Raw genomic sequence first — 25,406 nt, 5'->3', positions numbered from 1 at the left:
CCGGGGGTGGCCGCCGCCTCAGGCCGGGGCCGGCACCTCCCCGAAGGCGTGGTCACCGCCCGGGGCCGTGGCCTTCGGCGCGGGAGGGACCGGGACGCCCGTGCCGACGGCCAGCCGGGGCACGCCGGACCAGAGCACCGGATCGGTCACCGATCGGCCGTCCAGCAGCGCGGCGACCCCCGGGAGGTCGGCCGGCCCGATCCGGGCGTACTGCGCGTGATCCGCCTGCACGATCGCGACGTCGCACGGCTCGCCCAGGCGGTAGGGCCGCAGACCGAGCGCGGTCAGCTCCGCGTCCTCGTACAGCGGGTCGTGGACCAGCGGGATCGCGCCGTGCTCGGCCAGCGCGCGGACGAGCGGGAACACGCCGCTGAACGCCGTCTCCTTCACCCCGCCGCGGTAGGCCGCGCCGAGGACCACGGCTCGCCTGCCGCGCAGCTCGCCGGCCAGCGTCACCAGCATCCGCACCGCCCGGCCCGGCATCGCGTCGTTGATCTCGCGGGCCAGCACCGGGATCCGGGCCGCCGGATCGCCGGCCGCGTACAGCCAGGGATAGACCGGGATGCAGTGACCGCCGACCGCGATCCCCGGCCGGTGCAGATGGCTGAAGGGCTGGCTGTTCGCCGCCTCGATGACCGGCAGCAGATCCAGCCCCACGTCCTGAGCGAAGCAGGCGAACTCGTTGGCGAGCGCGATGTTGACGTCGCGGTAGGTGGTCTCGGCCAGCTTGGTCAGCTCGGCCGCCTCCGCCGAACCGAGGTCCCAGACCCCGTTGGGACGCGGCAGGTCCGGCCGTTCGGTGAAGCGCAGCACGGAGGCGTAGAACGCGGCCGCGCGCTCCCCGCTGGCCGGGTCGATGCCGCCGACCAGCTTCGGGTACCGGGCCAGGTCGGCGAAGACGCTACCGCTGGAGACCCGCTCCGGGCTGTGGCAGACGCCGAAGTCGCCGCCCGGGCGCAGCCCGGACGCGGCCGCGAGCCGCGGGGTGATCCGCTGCCGCGTGGTGTGCACCGGCAGGGTGGTCTCGACGATCACCAGCGACCCGCGCCGCAGACCGGCGCCGACCGCGTCCACGGCCGCGTCCAGGGCACGGTGGTCCGGCCGCCGGTCGGCGCCGATGACCAGCGGCACCACGATGACGACCACCTCACTGCCGGCCACCGCGGCCGTGGTGTCCGTGGTGGCCCGCAGCAGCCCCTCGCCGGTGACGCGGGCGAGCAGGGCGTCGAGACCCGGCTCGCCCGGGAACGGCGGCCGGCCGGCCGCCACGCTCGCCGCCACCCCGGGGTCGATGTCCGCGCCCCTCACCCGGTGTCCCGCGGCGGCGATCGTGACCGCGAGCGGCAGACCGATCTTGCCCAGCCCGACCACCGTGACCGTGGCCATCAGAAGAACCTCCGTGAGTTCAGAGCCGGTACGTAGCCCGCCACCAGGACCGGCAGGCCCCCGTAGGAGACGGCGGGCGCCTGCGCGGGCGCGGCGTCGTCCTCGCCCGTCCGCGGCGGGACGACGGCGACGGCCGCGGAGCCCTGGGGCGCGGCATCGGCCCGACCGCCGTGCGGCACCTCGACGCCGACCCGCGGCGCCGAGAGGATGGCGCTGGTGACGTCCATGACCTCCACCCCGGCCTGCAGGGGCACGATGTGGTCGGCCCGGCCGCGCACGGCGGCCACGAAACCCTCCAGCTCGGCCTTCAGCGGCTCGTGGACGGCCAGCTCGCAGGCGACGCCCCGGCCGTCGGCCACCGGCCCGGCGCCGGCCCGCCCACCGGGCGCGCAGCCGCGGTCGTGGCGGTGCAGCCGGAGCGCGGGGGCCAGCAGGTCGCCGCGCAGCGAACCGAGCTCGCCGGTCACCGTCACCAGCCGCTCCTTGACCGGAGACAGCCAGTTCACCAGGTGGCTGACGACGGTGCCGTCCTCCAGCACACCGGCGACCGCGGCCAGGTCCTCGTGGCTGCTGCCGCCGACGACCCGGTTGGTCACCGCCGACACCTTCAGGTACGGCGACCCCGTGATCCACCGCGTCAGATCGATGTCGTGACTGGCCAGATCGAGGATCACCCCGACGTCGCGGATACGCCGCGGGTACGGTCCCTGGCGGCTGGTGGCGACCTGGAGCACGGTGCCGATCTCACCCCGGGCGATGCGCTCCCGCAGGGCACGGATCACCGGGTTGAACCGCTCGATGTGCCCGACGCAGCCGACCAGCCCGGCCCGCTCGAAGGCGGCCGCCAGCGCCCGCCCCTCCTCGGCGCTCGCCGCGAGCGGCTTCTCGATCAGGGTGTGCACGCCCGCCTCGGCCAGCCGGGTACCGATCCCGGCATGCGCCAGCGTGGGCGCGGCCACCACGCAGATGTCCAGGCCCAGAGCCAGCAGCCGGTCCAGGTCCTCAAAGACCGGCAGGCCGGCGACGGCGTGACGGGCGGCCCCCGGGTCCGGATCGCAGGCACCGACCAGGCGCACCCCGGGCAGCGTGGCCAGCACCCGGGCGTGGTGCCGGCCCATCGTCCCGAGCCCGGCGACCCCGGCGCGGAGCGCGGTCACCGGTCGCCGACCGGCTTCGGCCGGCCCACCGCGTCCAGCGTCCCCAGCGTCCCCAGCGTCCCCAGCGTCCCCAGCGTCCCCAGCGTCCCCACGGCCGGCACACGGCCCGCCGGCACGGGGGCGGACGCCACCGAAGCGGCCCCCGGCGGCGCGGCCGAAGCCCGGCCCACCGCGTCGGTCACCGCGTCGGCGATCTCGGCCACCTCGGCCTCGGTCAGCCGGTGGTGCACCGGGATCGAGAGCATCGCCTCCGCGACCGCCTCGGTGACCGGCAGCATGGCGCTCCCGCCGTCCGCGACCGGCCCCATGCCCGCGCCGCGCCCCGCGAAGAGCGGCTGCCGGTGCACCGGCGGGAAGTAGATCCGGGCCTCGATGCCCCGGGCGAGCAGGTCCGCCAGCACCCGGTCACGGATCCCGGGCAGCAGACAGGTGTACAGCATCCAGGTGCCGCGGGCGTCGGGCGCCCGGTACGGCGTGGTCAGGCCGGACACCCCGGCCAGCCGCCGGGTCAGCTCCCCGGCGATCGCGTGCTTGCGCTCCAGGATGCCGTCCAGCTTGCGGAGCTGGACCCGGCCGATCGCGGCCTGCATCTCGGTCAGCCGCCAGTTGTGACCCAGGCTCTCGTGCCGGTACAGCGCGCTCTGGCCGTGGTTGCGGAGCAGCCTCAGCCGCTCGGCGGTGCCCGGGTCGTCGGTCAGGACGATGCCGCCCTCCCCGGTGGTGATGTTCTTGGTCGGCGTGAAGCTGAACATCGCCGACCGGCCGAACGTGCCGACCGGCCTGGAGCGGTACTCGGCGCCGGCCGCCTGCGCGGCGTCCTCCAGCAGCGGCACGGCCGCCCCGGCACACACCCGGGCCAGTTCGTCCAGGTCCCCAGGCTGCCCGGCGTAGTGCACGGTCAGCACCGCCCGGGTGGCCGGGCCGAGGCGGGCGGCGACGGCCGCCGGATCGAGATTGAAGGTCCGCGGATCGATGTCGGCGAACACCGGCCTGGCCCCGACGTGGCACACCGCGGTGGCGGTGGAGACGAAGGTCATCGATGGAACGATCACCTCGTCACCCGCACCGATGCCCTCGGCGAGCAGCATCGCGTCCAACGCGGCCGTACCGGTGCAGAACGTCACCCCGAACCGCGCCGCATGACGGTCGGCGAACTCCTGACCGAAGGCCTCGTTCTCCGGGCCGTTGGTGAGCACACCGCTGCGCAGCACGCGGCGTACCGCGTCCAGTTCCTCCTCCCCGAGGTCGGGGCAGGCGAGCCGGATGCGGGTGTCGCTGTCAGGCACCTTGGGTCCTTTCTGGTCGGCGGGCGATCGGATCGCCCTCGTGGCTGGCGGTGGCGCCGTCGCGCGCCAGGACCGTCCAGATGGTGCGCAGGAGGATCGTCAGGTCGAGCAGCAGGCTCTGCCGGCACAGGTACTGCAGATCCCACTCGATCCGTTCCGGCCAGCTCAGCTGCTGCCGTCCGCGGACCTGGGCCAGGCCGGTCAGGCCGGGCATCGCCCGCAGCCGCAGCCTTTGCCGGCCGGTGTACCGGCCCACCTGGTAGGGGAGCGTTGGCCGGGGTCCGACCAGGCTCATCTCCCCGCGCAGCACGTTGATCAGCTGGGGCAGTTCGTCGATCGCCAGCCGACGCAGCACCCCGCCGACCGCGGTCACCCGGGCGGCCCGGGGGCCCTCCGGCGTGTCCGGCCCGTCCGGCGGATCCCCCATCGTGCGCAGCTTGAACAGGACGAACAGCCGTCCGTCCCGGCCGACCCGGCACTGCCGGAACAGCACCGGCCGGCCGTGCGCGAGCAGGTGCGCCAGCGCGGCCGTCGCGCAGACCACCGCGGCCGGGGCGATCAGCAGGCAGGTCACGGTCAGGTCGAGCAGCCGTTTGCCGCGGTAGGACCGCCGGCCGCCGGCCGCCGCGGCCGGCACCGGTGGGCCGGCCGCGGGCCGATGCCGCGTCGCCCGCGCGGTCACTGGCCCGCCTCCGCCGGTTCGGGCGGCGCGGAGTGGGCGGCCGGGGCCGTGCGCTTGCCGGGCACCGGCGCCCGCGCGGCGGTGAGCCGGACCAGGGCCGCGCGCACATCGTCGGGATCGGTGAGGTGACGGATGCCGGCCACCTCACCGGGTTCGAGCGCCGGTACGGGCACCTGCCTCACAAGCGGGTGCCGCGGCCGGTGGTCGCGCTCCCCGGCACCCAGCAGGTCCTCGATCAGCTTCTCGCCGGGCCGCAGCCCGGTGAACACGATCTCCACCCGGTGCGAGGCGGTGGCCGCCATCCGGCGCGCGAGGTCGGCGATGCGGACCTGCTCGCCCATGTCCAGGACCAGCACCTCGCCGCTGTGCCCCACGGCCACCGCCTGCAGGACCAGCTGAACGGCCTCGGTGGCCGTCATGAAGTACCGGGCGACCTGCGGATGCGTCACGGTGACCGGGCCGCCCGCCGCGATCTGCGCGGACAGGGACTCGAGCAGCGAGCCACGGCTGCCCAGCACGTTGCCGAACCTGACCGACACCCAGGTGCCCGGCGCCTGATCGGCCATGTACGCGGTCAACCGCTCCGTGATCCGCTTCGACGTGCCGAGCACGCTCACCGGGTCGGCGGCCTTGTCGGTGGAGATGTTCACGAAGGACTCCACCCCGCAGGCGGCGGCCGCCCGCAGCACGTTCAGCGTGCCGGCCACGTTGGTCTTCAGCGCCTCCGAGGGGTACCGCTCCAGGAGGGGAAGGTGCTTGACCGCCGCGGCGTGGAACACGATCTCCGGGCGGGCCTGCGCGAACACCTCGCTGATCCGGGCGGCGTCCCTGATGTCGGCGAGCACCGTCTCGTCGGAGTCGAGCAGCGCACGGCCGTGCAGCGCGAGCTGCACCGCGTGCAGGGCGGACTCGTCCCGGTCGAGCATCACCAGCGAGGCGGGGTGCAGCCGGTGCAACTGGCGGCACAGCTCGGAACCGATCGACCCGCCGGCGCCGGTGACCAGGATCCGCCGACCGGTGAAACGGCCGGCGGCCGCCGCCAGGTCGAGGCGGATCGGCTCGCGGCCCAGCAGGTGGGTGATCCGCGGGTCACGGACGCCGTCGATCCTGGCCGAGCCGGCGACCAGCTCGTGCACCGGCGGGATGACCTTGGCCGTCAGCCCGGCCGACTCGGCCAGCGACACCAGGTCCGTGATCACCTGGCCGTCGCCGCGCCCGCCGGCGATCGCGATCACCACCACCGCGGCCCCGGTCTCGGCCGCGACCTCGGCGAGCCGCTCCCGGCCGCCCCGCACCCGGACCCCGCAGATCCGCAGCCGGCGCTTGCCCGGGTCGTCGTCCAGCAGGGCGACCGGCTGGTACCGCGCGCCGCGCTGGCCCGCCAGCCGGTGCACCAACTGCGTGCCCGCACTGCCCGCACCGAACACGATCACCTTGACTGCGGCCGGTGCCGGCCGTCTCGGCCTGCGCCGGACGGCGGCGACCGCGGCCCGCGTGGTGATCATCCCCAGGGCGCTGACCATGGCGGCGATCCCCGCCACGACCGGCCGTGCGCCGATCAGCGGGAGCCGTCCGCCGCCGACAGCCTCCAGGCAGAGCGCGGTCAGGGCGGCGGTGCCCAGCACGGCGCCCAGCTCCGCGCGGCTCTCCCACGGGAACCGCCCGGAGTACAGCCCGCACACCGCGCCGGCCAGGACCGCGGTCACCCCGGCGGCGAGACAGGCGAGGACCACCGGGCCACCGGCCGACAGGCCCGGGCCGCCTCCGCCGTCCGGGCCGACGATCAGCACACCGCCCGCCCACACCAGGGCGTCGGCCGCGGCCCAGGCCGCCCGCGCGCGACGGCGGGTGGCGCCGCGGGACGGCCCGCCGGTTCCGGCCTGCGGCCGGGCGCGGTCGCCCCGCCCGGCCGCCGCAGGGCCGACCACCGCGTGACCGGCACATTCCCCGTGCAACGTGCCTCCCGATCAAGCCGGATCGTTCGTTCCGCGTGCTCTCCGTTCGAACACCCGGTCCGCGATCCCGACACGAACGAGCCGGACACGACAGGGCGCGACATCAGAGAGTAATGGACTGACTACTGATGGTAGTGTGAATCATCGCAGAGATTTGTGACCGCGCACCTGCGGACACGGTGAGGAAGGCGAGACGGATATGGCACTGCGGAGTCTCCTCGGGCTGATCAGGGATCGCTGGAAGCTCATCGTCGTCGTGACCCTGCTCGCCGGGGCCGTCAGCGCGGGCCTGACCGCGCGGGCGGAGCGCACCTACTCCTCCAGCCTCACCTTCCTGGTCTCGGCCCAGGTCGACTCGTCCAACGTGATGCAGGCCTACCAGGCCGGCCTTCTGTCCCAGCAGAAGCTCGAGTCCTACGCCAACCTGCTGACCGGACCGATGCTGGCGGGGGCCGTGGCCCAGACGGGCAGACTGCCCCTCGCCGCGGACGAGCTGCAGTCGCGGATCTCCGCCCAGGCGGTCCCGCAGACGGTGCTGCTCCGGGCGACCGTGACCGGTGACTCGCCGGAGCAGGCGCAGGAGATCGCGCGTGTGATCGCGGTCGTCTTCCCGCAGCAGATCAACCAGCTGGAGCGCCCGGAGACCGGCGGGGCGTCGACGGTGGTGATCCGGGTGGTCGCCCAGCCCAGCTATTCCCCCCAGCCCGTGTCGCCCAGGCCGGTCCGCAACCTGGCGGCCGGCCTGGCACTCGGCCTGCTGGCCGGGCTCGGCCTGGCCGCCGTCGCCCGCACCTTGGACACCTCGCTCAAGACCGTCGAGCAGCTCGGCCGGGCCCTCGGCGGGAAGCCGGTCCTCGGCGCCATCCCCTACGACCCGGCCGCGCGGGGCACCCCGGTGCTGTACGACGCCGATCTGGTCGGTTCGAGGATGGAGGCGTTCCGCAAGCTCCGGGTCGCCTTCGGGTTCGTCCAGGTCGACGCGCCCCGCAAGGTGATCATGTTCACCAGCGCGATGCCCCACGACGGCAAGAGCACGACGGTCTGCAACCTGGCGGCCGCCCTGGGCACGGTCGGCACCCAGGCGATCATCGTCGAGTGCGATCTGCGCAGGCCTCAGGTCGGCCGGTACCTCGGGCTGCCGAACGGGGCCGGCCTCACGGACGTCCTGCTCGGCCGTGCCACCCTGGACGACGCCGTCCAGACCTGGGGCGACGACGCCGTGGACGTCCTGACCAGCGGTACGCTGCCGCCCAACCCGGGGGACCTGCTCGGCTCCCAGAGGATGGAGCAGCTGCTCGAGGAACTGCGATCGCGCTACGAGGTCGTGCTGCTCGACCTGCCGCCGACGCTGGCCTTCGCCGACGCGGCCGCGGCGGGCCGGCACTGCGACGGTGCGATCGTCGTCGCCCGGCACGGCCGCACCCGCGTCGAGCAGCTGCGCAGGGTCGTCGAATCACTGACCGCGGCCGACACCCCGGTGCTCGCCGGGGTGCTGTGCATGGCGCCCCACCGCCGGGACACCGACGGCGGCTGGCGGTACGGCTACCACTACTACCAGGCCGAAAAGCCCCGCAAGTACGGCGCCCGGGTGGCCCGCGCACGCGCCGCACGCATCCGGACCGGCGCCGGAGCCGACGGCCGGCGGCTTTCGGACGGCACCGTGACCGTGGACGCGGACCCGGCCCCGCCGGTCGCGCGCTGACACGGCCCGGCCCCGGTGACCCCTTTCCGCCTCCGCTTCGTCTGCACCGCGAACCTGTGCCGCTCACCCCTGGCCGAACGGATCACCGAGCTGCGGATGCCGTCCTCCGCCGGACGGCCCTGGCTCACCGTCACCAGCGCGGGCACCCACGGCCAGGACGGCCTGCCGATGCACCCCCCGGCCGCGGAACTCCTCGCCAGGATCGGCGCCGATCCGGCCGGGTTCACCAGCCGCCGCCTGACCGCCGCCATGGTGGCCGGCGACGACCTGGTGCTGACCGCCGAACTGGCGCACCGCGACACGGTGATCGCCCTGTGCCCGGCCGCCTCCCGACGCACCTTCCTGCTCCGGGAGTTCGCCCGGCTGGTGCGCCACCCTCCGGTGACCGCCGGCCTGCCCCCACCCCCGGGCGCCGGAGGACCGCCGGCCGGGCCGGCGGCCCGGGCGCGGGGGGTGGTCGCGGCCGCGGCCCGCTACCGCGGCCGGGTGCCCTGGCAGGAACCGGCCCTCGACGAGATCGCCGATCCGGACGGCACCCCGGCGATGCTCACCGCCTGCGCCGAGGCCGTCGACAACGCGGTGACGTGGATCGTCACCGCCCTGGCCGGCCCGCCACCGAAACCCGCCACCACCGTGCCCGTGCAGACCATCGTCCCGATCGACGGAAGGGACTTTCGACCATGAACATCGCACCAACGGCCACCGAGCCGGCCACCGGGCCGGCCGCCGAGCCCGGGAGCGGCCCGGCATCCGCCGCGCAGGAGCGGCGGACCCCGCCGCCGGCGTCCCCGGCCGTCGGCGCCGACCGCGACCTCGCGGGCACCGTCCGCACCGACCTCCCCTTCGGCCCGCCGAGAGTGCCGGAGCACCGGATCCGGATCAGCGAGCCACAGCTCGGCGTCGAGGAGGAGACGGCCGTCCTCGCGGTGCTCCGCTCCGGCCGGTTGACCAGCGGCCCCCGCGTGGAGGAGTTCGAACGAGCCTTCGCCGCGGCCCACGGCGTCGCGCACGCCGTCGCGGTCAGCAACGGGACCACCGCCCTGGTCGCGGCCCTGCGCGCCCACGACATCGGCCCCGGCGACGAGGTGATCACCACACCGCTGACCTTCGGCGCGACCCTGAACGCACTGCTCGAGGTGGGCGCCACCGCGCGATTCGCCGACGTCGACGACGACTTCCTGCTGGATCCGGCGGCCGTCGCCGCCGCGATCACGCCCCGAACCTGCGCGATCATGCCCGTCCATCTCTACGGCCTGCCCGCGGACATGCCGGACATCACCCGGCTGGCCGACCACCACCGGCTCACCGTGATCGCGGACGCCGCACAGGCGCACGGCGCCCGGGTGGCCGGCCAGTCGGTCGGAGCCGCCTCGACGGCGACCTTCTCCATGTACGGCAGCAAGAACATCACCTGCGGCGAGGGCGGTGTGGTCACCACCCCCGACGCCCGGATCGCCGACCGGCTGCGGCTGATCCGCAACCACGGCATGCGCAACCGCTACGAACATCTGCTCGCCGGCTCGAACTACCGGCTCACCGAGATGCAGGCCGCGATCGGTTCGGTCCAGCTCGGCCGCCTGCCCGAGATCAACCGGAGGCGCGCCGCCCATGCGGCTCGCCTCACCGCGGGCCTGGAGGGCGTCCCCGGCCTGATCACCCCCCGCCGGCCCGCCGACCGGCTGCACGTCTGGCACCAGTACACCGTCCGCCTCACCGACGATGCGCGGGCCGGCCGGGACGAGGTGATCGAGGCCCTGGACCGGGCCGGAATCGAGGCCCGGGTGTTCTACCCGCGGCTCGCCTTCGACCACGACTGCTACCGCGACCACCCCCGGATCGCGCGCGGCGACACCCCGCGCGCCGAGCTGGTCACCCGACAGGTGCTCTCCCTGCCGGTCCACCCCCGCCTGACCGACACCGACCTCGACCGGGTGATCGACACCGTCCGGCAAACGCTCGACGCCCCAGCCCCGATCCGCACCCCGAACCCCGACCGGCCGACCGCGCTGTAGCTCGATCCGGTCAACGTCGGCTGCCATCCGCCGGTCACCACTGGGACAACCGCGACCAGCGTGTTTACGTGGGTTGCGCGTTCCCTGAACGCACCGCCGGCCATGCCGGCTCCGAACACTCGGAAGGAATCCCTCCATGAATGGCGGACCTGTCGAAGCGGCGGGGGACAGACACTCCACCGGCCTTCGGACCACCACGCGGCCAGCCCGCGGCATCCGCATCGCGTTGTTCATCGCCGTCCTGGCCGCGGCCTTATGTGCCGCGCCGGCGGCCCACGCCCACCGCCTGCCCGGCATCGCCTACCCGCCCTCCACCTGCGCGGCCAGGGTGAGCACCGCGCTCGTCCCCGTGGGCGGATCGCTGACCGTCTTCGGCTGCGGCTTTGCGCCCCAGTCGTCCGTGTCCATCGACGTCCTGAGCCAGGTCATCCACCTGACCACCGTGCGCGCGGACGGCAACGGCGACGTGGAGGCGGAGGTGACCCTCCCCAAGAAGGTCAAGGCCGGCCCGCACACCATCCGGCTGACCGGCCAGAACCCGGACGGGACCGAACGGGTCCAGAAGGTGGCCATCGAGGTCTACAAGGACGGGCACGGGGCAGTGCCCGCCCAGCCGTCCCCCGGCGAGCGGCACACCGGAGGACTGGCCGGGACGGGTCTCACCGGCATGACCGTCACCGTGGCCGCCGGCGCGCTCCTGATCGGCTCCGGAAGCCTGACCCTGCTCCTGGTCCGCGGCCGCCGTCGGCGGGCACGTGAGAGCTGATCCCCTCACCCCCCGGGCGAACGAGCCCGAACAGGCGGCCGGGCCGGCCAGACGCCCAAGGCCCGGCCGCCTGATCCTCCTCGGCGCCGCCGCGATCCTCCTGCCCCTGGCGGCGCTGAGCGGCGCCGCGGCGCTTCAGGCACGGGCGGTGCACAGCCACCTCACCGCGGCCCACCAGGACGTCGCCCGACTCGCCGCCGCGTTCGCCGGCGGCGCCACGCCCTCCGAGCACGATCTGGCCTCCCTCAGGGAGCACACCGGCGCCGCCCGCCGGGCGACCTCCGCGCCCTGGTGGACGGCGCTCGGCGAACTCCCGCTGGCCGGCCGTTCCTTCCGCACCGCGCACGGCCTCAGCGTGGCCGCCGACGAGGCGGCCACCCAGGTGCTGCCGGACGCGGTACGGCTGCGCGAGGTGGCCGACCCGGCCCGGATCATGCGCCAGGACGGCGGCGTGGAACTCGACCGGCTCACGGCCGCCGACCCGGTCCTGGCCCGCATCCAGACCGGCCTCGACCGCATCGGGCACAACCTGGCAGCCCTGCCGGACGCCACCGGCATCGGCCGGCTGGACGCCGCGCGCGCCAGGCTGACCGCCCAGGTGGAGCACCTGGCCGAGTCGGCCGGGAGCGCCCGTACGGCGGTGCGGCTGCTGCCTCCGCTACTGGGCGGATCAGGCCCGCGTTCGTACTTCTTCGCCTTCCAGACCAACGCCGAGGCCCGCGGCACCGGCGGCCTGGTCGGCGTCTTCGGCATCCTCACCGCCGACCACGGGCGGATCACCGTCCACGACCTGTCCTCCAACGACACGCTGACCTCCGCCCCCGAACCGGTGGCCGACTTCGGCCCGGACTACGAGAGCAGGTACGCGGCCGACGACAGCACCCGGCTGATGGCCAACTCCAACCTCTCCGCGCACTTCCCGTACGCGGCGCAGATCTGGACCGGCCTGTGGCGCCAGAAGACCGGCCAGCAACTGGACGGGGCGATCGCCACCGACCCGGTGGGGCTGGCCCGCGTCCTGGCGGCCACCGGCCCCGTGCGGCTGCCGAACGGCGAACAGCTGACCGCCGCCGACACCGTCGCGCTCACCGAGAGCACCGCCTACGCCCGCTACACCGACAAGTCGGCCCGCAAGGACTTCCTCATCCAGGTCGCCCATGCGGTCACCGACGCCCTGCTGCACGGCCGGCACGACCCCGTCGCCCTGCTGCGGGCCCTGCACCAGCTCGCCGGCGACGGCCGGCTGCGGATGTGGAGTACCGACCCGCAGACCCAGGAGGCACTCGAGGACACCGAGCTGGCCGGCAGCGTGCCGCAGCAGACCGGCCCCTACGCGGCCCTGGTGGTCAACAACTCCGCCGGGAACAAGCTGGACTACTACCTCGACCGGTCCCTGCGTTACGAACTGGCGCCCTGCGTCGCCGGCAAGCGCGAGAGCGTCATCCGCGTCCGGCTCGTCAACAACGCCCCGGCCTCCGGCCTGCCGGAGTACGTCAGGCTCCGCTCCGACGACCCCACGCACCCGCACACACCCGGTTCCACCCGCATCTGGGTCTCCCTTTACGCTGCCGTGGGAGCGCAGTTCAGGAGCGCCGAACTGGACGGACGACCGCTGCCGATGTCGGTCGGCGCCGAACGCGGCCACCCGGTGCTGGCCAGCGAGGTCGAGCTGGAGCCGGGCCAGGCACGGGAGTTGGACATCCACCTGCGCGAACCCGCCTCGGCCCGGACACCCGTGGTACCGGAACAGCCCCTGGTGCGGCCGCAGACCACCCAGGTGATCGCCGCACCGTGCCAGGAAGCCCCCTGACGCACGGCCGACCCTTGGCAGCGGAGGGTCACCGTTTCCCCTTCAAGAAGTCGACGACGTTCCGAAGACGGCGTCCAGATCCCGAAGGGGCCGGTGCAGCACCGGCGGACACCCCGCGCCGAGCCACCTCCGACCGGGCCGGCCACAGCCGGGCCGTCCGTCGTCGGGAAGCACCCGACGGTGCTTCAACTCATCTGTGAGCACTGTGATCTGAGGACTGGTCGGGTGACCGGAACGAGTGCCGGGAACCCGCAACGCCGCCGGGCTGAAGCCCGGCGTCCTGCGGGCAGGTCCCGGGGGTGCCGCGCCGCTCCGGCCGGCCTCGGTGACCCCCGCGTCTCCCGGCGCCGGAAGCCCGACGGACCCCCCTTGACTCGGTGTGACTGGTGTGCCAATGATGGGGGCCTGGTCTCCAGTGACCAGGCGTAGTGGTCGGCGCGACAGCGCCTGAGACGGCCGACGCCATCTTCTGGGCCGGGGGTGCGGGGCGGGGCATCGCACCGGGGGTTTCCTTCCAGGCCCGTGCGTCGTGACAGTGTCTCCTCCCATCTCCGCGAGCACTCCTGTGTCCTTTCGAGGGGCTCTCCGCGATGTGCCTCACCTCGCCCCGTGACATTTTCCGTGTCCGGTGGGCAACGGTCGGCAGCCATGCCACGCCATCGGGCTCCCCGCCCGGCGCACCGCCCTCAGGGCGGCAACCGCGCTGCGTGCTGTGGATCGCCCGGAACCGTCCCCCCGCGCGTCGTCGCAAGGCGCCGTGGGCCGACACTTCCGGCAGGCAGTGCGTCGCGGAGACGGACACCGCCGGCGGCTCGGCGACCGAGCTCCGCCCCGGCTGCCGCTCCCGCCACGGCTACCGCGCCGTTCGCCTCGGCTCCCCGAAGGAACTGCCGCGAACAGCCGGGACCGTGCCCGCAATGAACGGCGACGACACCGAAGCCGCCTGCCCTCGCCCTGCCGCCCGTGATTCGCTGCACACCCTTCCGACCTCCCCGCAACCGACCCCGACGCGTCGGGCGAACCTCCTTCGCCCGGCCCGCCCGGTTCCGGCGAGCCGCAGGAAGGCGTATGGGCGTGGTGCGGCCGCGTGGACACCCGCTTCGAGACCGGTCGACGCCGAGGCGGCCCCCGCAGGCCTCCCGAGTCCGGCATCCCCGCCGGCCCGGACCTGACCCGACCCGACCCCTGCCCACCCGCGGGGAAGGCCGCGGACGGGCGGCACAACCACCCGACGGCCGGCCCGCCCGGCAGCCGAGGACTGATTCCAACCCCCGGGGTGCGGTGAACACGTCCGCTCATCCCGTGAATTCCCGGTCGATCACCGGCCACCGCCTTCGGCGACGGCGCCGCGCGAAACGACCCGTTCCTTTCCGGAATCCCCCGGGAGAAAATCCCGGCCGATGCGCCGAAAAGTCATACCCGCCCGGCGCCCAGCGGATTTCTCGGACTCTCACATCCAATCAAGGATTTACCGTGACCCACTCGTCCCCCTCGGTAAGGAAGCGCCGGCGAATCCTTCTGCGGGCACTGCCCGGCCGCATTTGCCCTCTTCAAGGAAAGCCGGCGGAAGAACCCCGAAGCCGGCGCTTCGGGAGATCGCTCCGGCCCTGCCTTGCCGCGACCACGGTGCTGGCCATGCTCTCCCTCCCGGTCATCGCGCTGATGCCGGGAACGGCGGCCGCGGCCCCGCAGAACACCGCTTTGGCCGCCGCCGGAACCGTGGATGACACGGACTACATCCAGCAGCTCCTCAACAACCCGAAGAACGGCGTCGTGGACCTGCCCTACCGCCCCTCCTCCGCGCCGTTCGTCATCCGGCCCGGCCTCACCATCCCGCGGGGCGAGGTCATCAACGGGCACGGAACCACCCTCAAGGTCATGGACAACGCCGGCGACTACCGCGCCATCATGACGGCCCCGGCCACCACGGACCTCTCCGGTCTCAAGATCACGGGCATCGTCTTCGACCAGAACGCGGCAGGCAATCCCATTTCGGCGGGCCTGTCCGCAGCCTCACCGCGGTTCGTCCTCGCCCTTCTCTCCGGCACGGGGATCACCATCACGCAGAACATGTTCATCAACACGAACAACACGAACACCGTCGTCACCGGAAGCGCGACGCGCGATGTCGTCCTGTCGTACAGCACCTTCTCGACCGTCAACGTCCCGTGGCACGACCACTCCTCCGTCTACACCTCGGGAACCAACACGGTGATCTACGGCAACACGTTCAAGGGAAACGCCTCCGTCGCGGCCGCCATCGAAGTGCACGGTGACAAGGCGAACATCCAGAACAACACGATAAACGACTACTACCGTGCAACCAACATCGTGGCCAACAACACCACGTTCTCGAACAACACCGTCTACCGGGCCGCGAACGTGGTCGACCTCTGGTCAACCGTGTCCCCGGGCCTCCATGACGTGGCGATCACCAAGAACCGAATACAACTCGACCTCGCCCACTGGGACCAGGTGATGAAGTCACTCGGCCGCACCATGCCACCGCGGCAGTACACGCAGTTCATCATCTACGACGCGGCTTCGACCTACCCCTTCACCAAGATCTCCGTCCAGGACAACACATCGATCCCGCTGCCATGAACCGCCACGAACCGCTGTCCGGGCGCGGCCGTTGACCTGTGCCGCGCCGCGCCGTAGCCCCCGCCCCGCCCGTGGCCCCCCGGATGTCCGGGGGGCCGGCCGCGCTTCGGTGGTGCGGTGCCGCTGGTGGCGGATCCCGCAGGGGCATCGACGCATTCGAGCAGTAGTCATACAGTCCCTTTTTTGCGTCCGAGATGTTCGCAGACCGCCTTCCCGCCTGCGCCCCGGTGTTCCGGATTCACTCCATCGTGGTTTGCACGCCTTCTTTTCCGTCGCGGCCGATGCGGCTATCTTTCACCTGAGGCGCCTGACCGCGGGCCGAGGGCGGGTATTCCGGTTCCGCTCGGCAGCGCCTCGCAGAGCGCGCCATCCCTCCCTCCATCCGCCGGCGGCTTCTTTCGGCGGCAACGCATTCCACCCCTTCAACGCGCGGCGGTCGGCTGCTCCCGTGACCTCGGCGCGCCGTCCCCGAACTGGCCAATGGTCAGACAGCTGAAAGGAACGCGAAAGTGGTTCTCTCCCGACTGGGCAGCCGGGCCGTCATGGCGGCTGCCAGCCTCGCCCTCGGCGTCCTCCCGCTCGCCATGGGACCCGCCCCCGCCGTCGCGGCCTCCCGCTCCGTGAGCCTGGCGGTCGGACCGGTGCCCGTCCCGAACGTCTCCGTCTCGGCGTGCATCGACGCGGAGTGCGTCTCGACTCCGGTGCTCACCAGCGTGAGGCTCTCCGTCACCGCGACGGTGACGAACGGCCCGCTCCCCGCCGTCGTCCTCTCCACGGCCGCCTGCCCGAACGGCGGCCTGGGGGTCGCGATCCGGGCGACCAGCAATCAGGCCGTGACCGTCAGCCTCCGCGGAACGGTCTCCGGTACGACCACCAGCGGTTCGGTCAGCATCCCGCTGGGGCCCGTCACCGAGACGATCCTCCCGGGCACCCCGGGCGTGCTCGTGTCCGCCTGTACGGCCTGACTCGCGCTGTGCCCCCGGTCGTTCGGGACGACCCGTGAGCGGGGGCGAGGCAGGGGCGGCGGCCTGTTCGGCAACGCGAAGCCGAGCAGGCCGCCTTCCGCCACCCGGACCGGGCGGCGGCGCGCGCCCACGCCTCCGCCGTTTCCCCGGCCTCGCGCCGGCACACCCGGGTGCGCGGCGTTGGCCGGCGCGCTGGACGGCCCCCGGCGGCGCCGGTGCCCGGTGCCGTGCGGGTGCCGTGGCCGGGGCGTCTGCCGCGGCTACACCTCGCCGATCGTGTCGTCCTCCAGGGCCAGGATCGCCGTGAGCGGAACACTCACCTGGAGTCGCTCGGCGACGGTGCAGGCGGCCCGGCCGATGGGTTCGTCAAGGAACGCGGCGGAGAACTGGCCGAGCAGGACGACGGCGAGCTCCAGGAGTTCCTCATCGACGGGGACGGTTTTGGCGCCCTTGCCCGGCGAGGCGGGCAGGTGGTCGGCGAGGGCGGCGAGCCGGTCCCGTCCGCCGCGGTCGAGAGTGGTCATGCCTGTGATCCTCGAAACGCCCGGTGAGTGCCGCCACCGAGCTTGCCCCACACGGGTCAGTCCCGCGACGGGCGGAGCCCGATCCGGCGCCGGCGTGTCGCCCGTCGTGACAACGACCTGTCCGATGGCGGTCGCAACATCGCCGCCAAGGACCGCACCGAGTCGGCTCGGTTCTTCCGGGAAGTTCTGGAACTCCCGGAAGCACCCTCCTGGGGCCCCTTTACCAACATCCAGCTCCACGACGGGGTGCTGCTCCAGTTCGCCGACCCGCCGGTGGAGATCCAGATGCAGCACTACGCCTTCCTGGTCGACGACGAACTGTTCGACCGGGCATATCGGCGGATGTGCGATCGCGGGATCGCCCACTGGGCCGATCCGAAGATGCGCCGTCGGTGAGGCCAACGACGAGCACGGCGGCCGTGGCGTCTACGTCAAGGACCCCGCGGGCCACCTGATTGAGATGATCACCCGGCCCTACCTCTAGCGATGAGGAACCTGGCCGGGTGGCCGGCGGCCCCACCCAGCCAGGGGGCTGGGCGGTTCACGACAGCGGGGCAACCATAGCCCGGGCGCGACACCCAGCCCACCTCCTGCCGCTCAACACCGCTGCAGACACAAAAGATTGAGTGACCGTCAGGGCGCGCCCCCGACCGTAGAACCTCAAGCTGACTTGACGTCAAGTTCCTTTCCGGCCGCGGCCAGGCTGTCCGCCCATGAACCCCCGGCCGTCTCCTGGCCCCCGTGGCTCTCGTCCGCCCTCGGCTGGCCTGCCCCCTCGTGGGCACCCCCCCGAGCCCTCGACCCTGCGCGCTCCGCCGGCGGTGAGGCCGACCGGGTGAAGCGTGGCGATAGGCCGCAACGTGCCGGGTCGCCCGGTGGTTCGGCACCGTGTCCGTCGTCGCGCGGGGGGACCGGCGGCGAACCGGCGCCCAGGAAGCGTGAAGCGTCGTGGAGTTGGTGTCGGCGAGCGGTCCTGGCCGGGCCGGTCGGATGGGTGAGCGCGCTCGATCCGGTGCGCGATCCCTTCCTGACGAAGACTCAGTTCTCCCGTGCCGCTGCCGCGTGGTGGCACGCTGTCCTGCCATCATTGACGGGTGAAGGGAGGCGGTCTGATGGTCCGTACGGAGGAACCCGGCGCAGCCGTGTCCGCGCCGTCCTGCCTCGTCGGTACCGACCTGGGGGCGCTCTCGCCGGCGCAGGCCGCGGCCGCCCGCCGGATCGGGGAGGCCGCCGCGGGCGGTGACCTGGCCGAGGCCGGGCGGCTCGCCGCCGAACTCGACCAGAGGGTGCGGGCCGCGCGGGGCGCCAGCCATCCCGAGGCCCTGGCCGTCCAGGAGATCCGGGCCTATCTGGCCCATCTCGCGGGGGACCACCAAGGCGCCGCCGAGCTGTACGAGCGGACCGCAGCGGGGTGGGCGGCCATCGGCGTCGCCTCCGTCTGGCCGGCGACCGTCAACGCCCGGGCCTGCCGGACGCTCGGCGAGCATGCCGGGGCGTGGGCGGCCATCGGTGCCGCCTCCGTCTGGCCGGCGACCGTCAACGCCCGGGCCTGCCGGACGCTCGCCGAGCGGGCCGCCGTCGCGGACGGTCCCACCCGCCGCCCGCGTGCCGCTGCCCCGCGGTCCGGTCGGGTCGCGCGCAGAGGCGTCGTGGTGGCGGTGGCGGCCTCGGTGGTCCTGGCCTGGGGCACGGCGGAGCTGGCGATGGAACACGGTGCCGTGGTCGAGCGGTGGGAGATGGCCGCCCCGGTGCTGCACGTGCCGGCCCAGGCACCGGCCGCCGCATCCGCCGACGTCCCCTCGCCCGAGCCGATCCCGGCCCCGCCGCCCGGCCCGCCGTCGGACCAGGAGCGGGAACCCGAGGCGGTGGCCCCCGCCGGACCGTCCGGCCGCTCCGCCCTCCCGGCCCGGCCGAGGCCCCTGCGGGCCGCGGCCAAGACCTCCCCGGCCCGGCCCGCGCCGGTCCAGCAGCGGCCCCCGAGCCGGCCGCAGCAGGTGGTACCGGTCGACGTCTGCGGCAGGAGCGGCAAGGCAGGTCTGCCGCCGAGCCTGGTCACGATGTGCCGCAGGACGTACGGGCGCTGAGCGGACATCCGGGCGACGTGCCTCCCCCTGGGCGGCCGGCCGGAGGTCGTCGACGCGGCTGGTGAAGGCGGCCTGCCCGGCGCCTGTGGGACGAAACCAGCGGCCCGGGTGGAGCGCCCCGGTGTCCAGGAGGCGGCGAGGGGACGGCAGCCGATCCCGGGGAAACGTGATCGTTCCCAGAAATTCCGCCACCCGGAAGCGTCGGTGTGATGGTGCAGGCCCTCCACGCCCGAGTCCGAGGAGGTCGCTGTGACCCGTACGCCACAGGAGATCTTCGAGAGTTATGTCTACGCCGGTGCCCTGACCCGGAAGGCCGACGCCCTTGCCGCGGCCTTCACCGCGGTTGGCGTCTTCGAGGCGCCGCTCATGCCCGCCGTCCGCCTGCCCGCCGTCCGCCTGCCCGCTGTCCGGCAGCCCTAGCCGCGTGCCACCTGCGGCGTGGGTGCGGGGCTGAGCCGACGGCCGCACCCGAGCTTCCCGAACGGCGCTTGGTCGGTGGCCTTCCAGGCCGGAACGGCGGGCCGGCTCCTGGCCGTCCGAATTTCTGTTATGCCAATTGACGCAACATCAAGTCGGCTCCTAGGGTCACGGCCATGGAAGAAGAGGTCAAACGCCGCGGCCGGCCGCGGAAGGACCCGGAGCGACTGGCGCGCTGGACCCCGCCGGACGGCTGGTCGCGGCTGGTCGCCTGGGTCTCGCCGGAGGAAAAGAAGGCGCTGAAGCGCGTGGCCGTGGATGCCGGGGTCTCCGTCGCGGACCTGGTGCGGTCATTGGCGAGCGGCCTGGCCGCGGGGGCGATCACGCACGAGGAACTGGTCGGACAGGTCAGGAGAGGCAGGCAGGTCATGGAGAAGATCCCCACGCTGTTCGAGCGGGACGGCGACTTCCGTGTCGTGGACCGCCCGCGCGCCGAGTGCGCCTGGGTGTTCGCGGGGGAGGGCGCGCCGACCGAGAAGCTGGACGGCACCAATGTCCGCCTGACCGTCCGCGGGGGCCACCTGGTGCGGGTGGAGAAGCGGCGCAACCCCAGTAAGGCGCAGAAGCAGCAGGGCATCGTCGACGGCTGGTACGTCGACACCGACGAGCACGGCCCCGAGGACAGGTGGATCCTGGCCGCGGCCCGCAACACCGACGTGGCCACCTGGCCGGACGGTGAGCACGCCTGTGAGGCCCTCGGCCCGCGCATCCAGGGCAACCCGCTGGGGCTGGACGGCTACCTGTGTGTGCCGTTCGACCTGGAGGTGCCGGTGTACGAGGCGGTGCCGCGCAGCTACGAGGGCCTGCGGGAGTTCCTCGCCGAACTGGAGAGCCGCTACGCGCCCGGCAGCCTGGCGGAGGGGATCGTGTTCCACCACTCCGACGGCCGCCGTGCCAAGATCAAGCGCAAGGACTTCCCCACGGCGGTCTGAAGCCCGGCCGGCCCGCGCGTTCCCGGCCGGGAGGGGGCGTGGTACTCCCGGCGCGCTGGGCACTGGGCCACCCGCGACCGGCCCCCGGCCGCCGAAGTAACCGGTCGGCGATGCCTTGCACTACGGATCCGGTGAGTTGAGGGCTGTGTGGACGGGGATGTGACCAATCGTGAGGACGGCTGCCTCAATGCTGGCTGCGGGTGCACAGCCGTCATCGGTCTGATCATGTTCGGGTGGATCGTGGTGCTCCCGATCCAGCGGATCTGACCGTCGCAGCCGCACGGTGCCGGCCCGTTCGGGCCCCGCGCCGTGGGCGGACCGGCTCTGCGCCCGCAGGTGCTGTCACCCTCCGGGAGGAGTGCGGGTTCCGGTGGCGCCGGCCGTCTGCCGCGTTCCGGCAGTGGGCCCTTCGCGGCCAACGCCTTCAGGGGCGTGGCGTACGGCTGCGGGCTAACCGCTGTCACCCTGATCACCGGGTGGCTGCCGCATCTGTGATGCGGGGGTGCCGCGGTCTCCCGTACCGGGCGGCGGCACTGTCTGAACCGGTGTCCCGTCCGCCGGGGGTCGAGCACCTGTAACCCAAGAGGGCCCTCCTGGTCGGCGGCGGGCGCCCGTACAGCGCAGCCGCCCTGGCACCGGGCGGGGACAGGCGGGAGTGTTGGTGGTGGCTGGCCGTGCGCCCCCGAGTACGGCCAGCCCATCTGGCCGGGGCACGGGTCGCTGACGTGCCCTTCCTGGTCTGTTCCGTCACACACTGCCGGGGTCCGTCCGCTCGCCTCAGCGATGCCCAACTTCGCGGAGGTGACGTCCGGCATCCGTGACGGATCCCGGCCCTCGCCTCAGCCGGTCCGGCCGGAGGCGTCCGCGCGGATCCGGGCGGCTACCCCCGATGGCCGTCCGGCGGGACCGGTTCGCTGCCGCCATCGAGCAGCGGGACGTGCAGCCCGGGGCTTCGCTGCTGCTCCTGGATACCGTCTCCGCGTTCGCGCTCGCCGCGTTCGCGCTCGGGGTCGTCCGTCAGGTCGTGTTCGTGGCCTGGTTCGTGGTCCTCGGTGGCGTCGAGGGCGTGGTCGCGGTCCTCGTCGGCTTGCTGTACCTTCTCCACCTGCGGTACCTCGTCGGCGCCCGGGCCCTGGGCCCGGCCCGCGCCCGGCTCCAGGCCGGCCAGTACGGCGCGGTGCTGGTCGGCTGGATCGCCGCCGGACTCGTCATCGTCCTGGCCGGAAGCGCTGCCGTCCTGGCCGGAAGCGCTGCCGTGCTGGCCGGATCATCGTGCTGGCCGGAAGCGCTGCCGTGCTGGCCGTGGACGCGGCCGGCTGCCTGCTCAGCACGCTCGTCCTCCTCGTCCTCCTCGCCATGCGCGCCATGCGTGCCCCTGGCCGTAAGGCGCACCGGGTTGGCTCGGTCGAAACCGATGACCCTGCGCAGGGCCGCCGCCGGACTCGCCTTGTTCGGCCGCTGCCCCTTCCACCGTGCCCTGGTCGTCTTGTTCACTGTCCCGGCGGCCGCCCTGGCCGGCACCGCCACCCTCACCGGACCCTTTCTGCTGCGCACTGTCCACCTCCCCGTCGGTGTCTACGGGTTGGCGTTTGTCCTGTCGGGTGTCGTGGGGCTCGCCGGATCCGCTCTCGCCGCCCGCCTGCTGGCCCCGGGCAGGGAGCCCCGCCCGCTTACCCTTGCCTGCTTGGCCGTGGGGCTCCCCGCTTTCCTCCTTCTGCCGTTCGCGGGTGGGCCCCTGCCCGTCGCCGTGGCTCTGGCCGTGCTCGGCACCGGCCTGCCGGTCTTCTTCGGCGTGATCGCCGACGTCGCTCTCGGCTCGGTCCTTGTCACCGACATTCCCCCCGGACGCCATGGGCCGGGCCACGGCCGCACTCCAGGCGATCGTCTCGACCACCATCCTGTTCGGCGCCCTCGCTGGCGGCGCTCTCGGTGACCACGTCGGCGTCCGGCCTGCCCTGGGGGTCCTGGGTACCTGCGCGCTGGCCGCGGTCGCTCTCGCTGGCCTACCCGCCCTCCGTGCCGCCCGCACCCTCAGCCCCGCCACCCCGCCCGCCACCCCGGAAACCACCACCACCGCCCGCGACCACCTCCGCCACCCGGGTTCCTCCGGTCGGACCGCCGGCAGACGCCACCCCCCCAACACCGCGCCACATCCGGCCCTTGACCGCGCCCACCCGGCGCCGGGATCGCCACAGGCATCCGTCCCTGCCCCGGGCCCCTCGCGGCTGCCAGACCCGCGCGCCCCGTACCCGTGCCGCCTTCGACCGTGCCGTCGGGCCGTCCCGCTCCCGTGTCCGGCTACGCCCCCTGCCGCCGCTGAGCGAGGGTGGTCGTATCCCGCCCGGGCGCCTGCCCGGTGTTCGCCCGCGACGGCGCGGGTCACTGTACGCACGGGCTACGGACTGATCCACGGAGAGCTCGGCCCGGGCCACGTCCTGATCGACACCGATGGCCGCCCGGTCCTGATCGGCATCGAGGGCGTGATGTTCTTCGACATCGCTTGGGAACACGCCTTCCTGCAGATTCGCTTCGGCCACCGCTACGGCGCCCTGACCCCGCCCGGCCTCCGCCTTGATCCCCGCCGGCTCGACCTCCACACGCTCGCGACGCGCCGGTCCCTCGTGGCCGGCCCGCTGCGCCTGCTCGACGGGGACTTCCCCGACCGGGGCCTCGTGGCGGGTATCGCCGAACACAACCTGCAGGAAGCCCTGGCCTGCTTCCGTAGCCATCCCGGTCCTGTCCTGCCCTTGTGAGCCTGCGGGCGGCACGGTGACGACCGCGCCGCGCGGTGCGGCGCCCGACATGCGTCGTCGCTTCCGGCCTCGGTCCTGTGGTGACAGGGGCGACGAAGCGGGGGGCGAGGAGCGGGCCCTTGAAGATCGTGCGAAGCCCCGCTCGTGGCCCGACCCGCCCTACCTGCTCGACCTGCCTGACCTGCCGGGGTGGGTGGCTGCGCCGGGTCGGGGTGCCGGCACCCCTCCGTACCGGCGGCCGGATCGCGGGGTCGGGCTTGTTCCCGTCCGCGTGGCGGACAGGGTTCGTGCCGGGGGAGTGCCCGGACCCCTTCCCGTCTTCCCACGGTGGCGCCCGAACCGGGCCGCCCGGGGACGGCCCGGGTGGATGGCCGGTTGCCAGGTGCCCGTAACCCTTCGGTCGGTGCGGGCCGGACACGTTCTGTCGGGGCGTCAACCCTTCGGTGGAATCCGCCCGTTCTACGGCAGACGGGCCCAGTGCTCTCCCTCTAGCGTCGAACCCGTCGGTGAGTGCCTCCGCGTCGTGCGGGACCTGGCGCCCGACCAAAGTCACCGGCGCTCCCGAGCGGTCGACGCACCGCCGGTGGTGCGCTGGTTTTCCCATGGAAAGGGTGATCCGTCATGACCAATGCCGAGCCCGGCGGCCCGATGAGGCGACCGGACAGGTCGCGGGCCTTGGCGCATGCCGTGCGCCGGGGCCCGATGGCCGTCGCCCTGGCCGCGGCCCTCGGGGTGGGCGGCGCCCTCGCGGCCGCCACTCCCGCGTCCGCCGCTCCCGCCTCCGCGCGGGCCTCCGCCACGGCCCCGGCCGGCACGGGCACCACGGCCACCGCGGGTACTACGGCCAAGAAGCCGTCGAAGGCGTCGAAGGCGCCTACGGTGCCGGTGGGTGCGGGGAAGCGGGGGCCGAAGATGCCGCCGGTGCCGCAGCCCGGCCCCCGCGGGTTCGACGCCCCGGGCACGCCCGCCCCCGGCCCCGGGGTCGTCGACGACTCCGGTGACGCGTTCCGGGACGCCCTCCTCGTCCTGCACCCCGAGATCGGCACCCCGCCCGCTCCGGGGTCGCCCGCTCCCGGTCCCGGGGTCGTCGACGATTCCGGTGACGCGTTCCGGGACGCTCTGCTCGTTCTGCATCCTGAGGTCGGCACCCCGCCCGCCCCGTAAACCGGCCGCCGCACTCGCCGAGCGTTGCCGCCCGCTTTGGGCCGAGGCAACACCGCGCCCCGGGAACGGCCACCGGTCCACCCGTGCCGCGGCTGACAACGACAGCCCGGCAACCGGTCGCCCGCTCGCGCCGCACCGCGCGAGCGGGCGCCGCCCGTCTCGCGCGGGGACCGCTTACGTGCGCGCCCTGTTCGAGCGCTCGCCGTGCCCCGGCCCGGGCCGCTGGGCCCTGTTGCCGGTTCCGGTCCCCGGCGGCAAGGGTCCCGTCGGCGCTTTTGCTCACGGCGGGCCCGGTCCCTCCCGATGGCGGCCCCTCGGCACCCACCCCCGGCATGTCCGCTGCCGCGCCGCCCGCGACGGTGTCAGTCGCCGCGTCCCGCGCGAGGGACCGCTCACGCGCGTGCCCTGTTCTGGCGCTCGCCGTGCCCCGGCCCGGGCCGCTGGGCCCCGCTGCCGGTTCCGGTCCCGTCGGCAAGGGCCCCGCTGCCGTTGCCCCGCCGCTGCTTTCGTTCCCGGGGGCCCCGGCCTCTGCCGATCGCCGCCCCGCATCCACCTCCGGCACACCCGCGCGCCCGCCACCGCGCCGTCGCTGCGCTCCGCGCGTGCGTGCCGTACCGGCACCGGGGGCGTCGGTGAACCTGCTTCGGGTACTCCTGCCCCCGGCGTGAAAACCCGGTCGGGTTCGGTTGTCACATCGGTGGGTCGGGCCGGGTCAATGCGGTGAGAGCCGACGACAGCGGCGAGCTGATCCCGAGAGCGAAGGACCGATTCCCGTGAACACTTCGACCACCCCCGCCGAGACCACCCCTGCCGAGACCACCCCTGCCGAGACCACCATCCCCGAGACCGTCACCCCCGAGACCGTCACCCCCGAGGCCGTCGCCGGCACCGACTCGGCCGCCGTCGTCGGGCAGCAGCCGCGGTCGCGGATGTCGGACCCGGCCGTGCTCGTCCCGGAGCTGCAGGAGCTGTCCGGCTGGCTGTACCGGGCGACCGGGAACCGTTCCGTGCCGCGCACCACGATCGGCCTGGTCCACCTGCGCGCCGGGCAGATCGTCGGCTCGACGTACCTGACCGCGCTGCAGACCGGTCTGCTGCGCAAGGCGGGGGAGACGGACGAGCGGATCGACGCGGTGGCGACCTGGGC

Annotated in this window: 20 protein-coding genes and 1 pseudogene; 15 read left to right on the top strand and 6 right to left on the bottom strand. The window is 73.8% G+C overall.

Going from position 1 to position 25,406, the window contains the following annotated elements; genetic code table 11:
* Positions 1-18: 18 nt before the first annotated feature.
* From ABWK59_RS00105 to ABWK59_RS00085, 5 genes are read right to left on the bottom strand one after another with little or no spacing between them, the layout of a single operon-like run.
* Positions 19-1,386: a nucleotide sugar dehydrogenase gene (locus ABWK59_RS00105; RefSeq protein ID WP_354637083.1), complete on the bottom strand. Its 1,368-nt coding sequence runs from the start codon at positions 1,384-1,386 to the stop codon at positions 19-21.
* A complete protein-coding gene (locus ABWK59_RS00100; RefSeq protein WP_354637082.1) occupies positions 1,386-2,543 on the bottom strand; it encodes a Gfo/Idh/MocA family oxidoreductase in 1,158 nt (385 codons plus the stop codon). The genes ABWK59_RS00105 and ABWK59_RS00100 overlap by 1 nt, the downstream gene beginning before the upstream one ends.
* The gene (locus ABWK59_RS00095) at positions 2,540-3,829 is read right to left on the bottom strand and encodes a DegT/DnrJ/EryC1/StrS family aminotransferase (protein ID WP_354637081.1); all 1,290 of its coding nucleotides are present in this window, start codon (positions 3,827-3,829) and stop codon (positions 2,540-2,542) included. Before ABWK59_RS00095 ends, ABWK59_RS00100 begins: the two co-directional genes overlap by 4 nt.
* A complete protein-coding gene (locus tag ABWK59_RS00090; protein WP_354637080.1) occupies positions 3,822-4,511 on the bottom strand; it encodes a sugar transferase in 690 nt (229 codons plus the stop codon). Before ABWK59_RS00090 ends, ABWK59_RS00095 begins: the two co-directional genes overlap by 8 nt.
* Positions 4,508-6,466 carry an SDR family NAD(P)-dependent oxidoreductase gene (locus ABWK59_RS00085; protein ID WP_354637079.1) on the bottom strand — a complete coding sequence of 653 codons (1,959 nt, stop codon included), beginning with the start codon at positions 6,464-6,466 and terminating at the stop codon, positions 4,508-4,510. Before ABWK59_RS00085 ends, ABWK59_RS00090 begins: the two co-directional genes overlap by 4 nt.
* Before the next feature lie 199 nt (positions 6,467-6,665).
* Here ABWK59_RS00085 and ABWK59_RS00080 point away from each other — a divergent pair, with 199 nt between their 5' ends.
* The 7 genes from ABWK59_RS00080 (at position 6,666) to ABWK59_RS00050 (ending at position 16,325) form a co-directional block, all read left to right on the top strand.
* Positions 6,666-8,168 carry a polysaccharide biosynthesis tyrosine autokinase gene (locus ABWK59_RS00080; RefSeq protein ID WP_354637077.1) on the top strand — a complete coding sequence of 501 codons (1,503 nt, stop codon included), beginning with the start codon at positions 6,666-6,668 and terminating at the stop codon, positions 8,166-8,168.
* A 15-nt stretch (positions 8,169-8,183) separates the two neighbouring features.
* On the top strand, positions 8,184-8,852 hold the full coding sequence (locus tag ABWK59_RS00075; RefSeq protein WP_354637076.1) for a hypothetical protein: 669 nt from the start codon (positions 8,184-8,186) through the stop codon (positions 8,850-8,852).
* Positions 8,849-10,180 (top strand): DegT/DnrJ/EryC1/StrS family aminotransferase, encoded by a 1,332-nt coding sequence (locus ABWK59_RS00070; RefSeq protein WP_354637075.1) that lies wholly within the window; start codon positions 8,849-8,851, stop codon positions 10,178-10,180. Before ABWK59_RS00075 ends, ABWK59_RS00070 begins: the two co-directional genes overlap by 4 nt.
* A 136-nt stretch (positions 10,181-10,316) precedes the next feature.
* Positions 10,317-10,946: a hypothetical protein gene (locus ABWK59_RS00065; RefSeq protein ID WP_354637074.1), complete on the top strand. Its 630-nt coding sequence runs from the start codon at positions 10,317-10,319 to the stop codon at positions 10,944-10,946.
* Positions 10,936-12,756, top strand: a complete 1,821-nt coding sequence (locus ABWK59_RS00060; protein WP_354637073.1) for a DUF4012 domain-containing protein — start codon at positions 10,936-10,938, stop codon at positions 12,754-12,756. The genes ABWK59_RS00065 and ABWK59_RS00060 overlap by 11 nt, the downstream gene beginning before the upstream one ends.
* A 1,635-nt stretch (positions 12,757-14,391) precedes the next feature.
* Entirely contained in the window at positions 14,392-15,360 is a 969-nt protein-coding gene (locus ABWK59_RS00055) for a hypothetical protein (RefSeq protein ID WP_354637072.1), read from the top strand.
* A gap of 509 nt (positions 15,361-15,869) precedes the next feature.
* Positions 15,870-16,325 (top strand): hypothetical protein, encoded by a 456-nt coding sequence (locus ABWK59_RS00050; protein WP_354637070.1) that lies wholly within the window; start codon positions 15,870-15,872, stop codon positions 16,323-16,325.
* Positions 16,326-16,585: 260 nt separating this feature from the next.
* Here the strand turns inward: ABWK59_RS00050 and ABWK59_RS00045 are convergent, their stop codons facing one another.
* Positions 16,586-16,849 carry a hypothetical protein gene (locus tag ABWK59_RS00045; protein WP_354637069.1) on the bottom strand — a complete coding sequence of 88 codons (264 nt, stop codon included), beginning with the start codon at positions 16,847-16,849 and terminating at the stop codon, positions 16,586-16,588.
* A 117-nt stretch (positions 16,850-16,966) separates the two neighbouring features.
* Here ABWK59_RS00045 and ABWK59_RS00040 point away from each other — a divergent pair.
* The 8 genes and pseudogenes from ABWK59_RS00040 to ABWK59_RS00005 form a co-directional block, all read left to right on the top strand.
* Positions 16,967-17,333, top strand: a pseudogene (locus tag ABWK59_RS00040) (VOC family protein).
* A 628-nt stretch (positions 17,334-17,961) separates the two neighbouring features.
* A complete protein-coding gene (locus ABWK59_RS00035) occupies positions 17,962-18,933 on the top strand; it encodes a hypothetical protein (protein ID WP_354637068.1) in 972 nt (323 codons plus the stop codon).
* A 249-nt stretch (positions 18,934-19,182) separates the two neighbouring features.
* Complete coding sequence (locus ABWK59_RS00030) at positions 19,183-19,353, top strand: hypothetical protein (protein WP_354637067.1); 171 nt, start codon at positions 19,183-19,185, stop codon at positions 19,351-19,353.
* A 173-nt stretch (positions 19,354-19,526) separates the two neighbouring features.
* Positions 19,527-20,342 carry a hypothetical protein gene (locus tag ABWK59_RS00025; protein ID WP_354637066.1) on the top strand — a complete coding sequence of 272 codons (816 nt, stop codon included), beginning with the start codon at positions 19,527-19,529 and terminating at the stop codon, positions 20,340-20,342.
* A gap of 889 nt (positions 20,343-21,231) precedes the next feature.
* The gene (locus tag ABWK59_RS00020) at positions 21,232-22,275 is read left to right on the top strand and encodes a hypothetical protein (protein ID WP_354637065.1); all 1,044 of its coding nucleotides are present in this window, start codon (positions 21,232-21,234) and stop codon (positions 22,273-22,275) included.
* Positions 22,276-22,825: 550 nt separating this feature from the next.
* Positions 22,826-23,095, top strand: a complete 270-nt coding sequence (locus tag ABWK59_RS00015) for a hypothetical protein (RefSeq protein WP_420492712.1) — start codon at positions 22,826-22,828, stop codon at positions 23,093-23,095.
* A 675-nt stretch (positions 23,096-23,770) separates the two neighbouring features.
* Positions 23,771-24,259 (top strand): hypothetical protein, encoded by a 489-nt coding sequence (locus ABWK59_RS00010; RefSeq protein ID WP_354637064.1) that lies wholly within the window; start codon positions 23,771-23,773, stop codon positions 24,257-24,259.
* 773 nt (positions 24,260-25,032) lie between these two features.
* The coding region (locus tag ABWK59_RS00005) for a carboxymuconolactone decarboxylase family protein (protein ID WP_354637063.1) at positions 25,033-25,406 on the top strand (374 nt) is incomplete at its 3' end.

The sequence above is a fragment of the Kitasatospora sp. HUAS MG31 genome, from assembly GCF_040571325.1.
Lineage (GTDB): Bacteria > Actinomycetota > Actinomycetes > Streptomycetales > Streptomycetaceae > Kitasatospora > Kitasatospora camelliae.
Note: the sequence above shows the minus strand (reverse complement) of the source record. Positions and strands in the feature narration are given on the sequence as shown.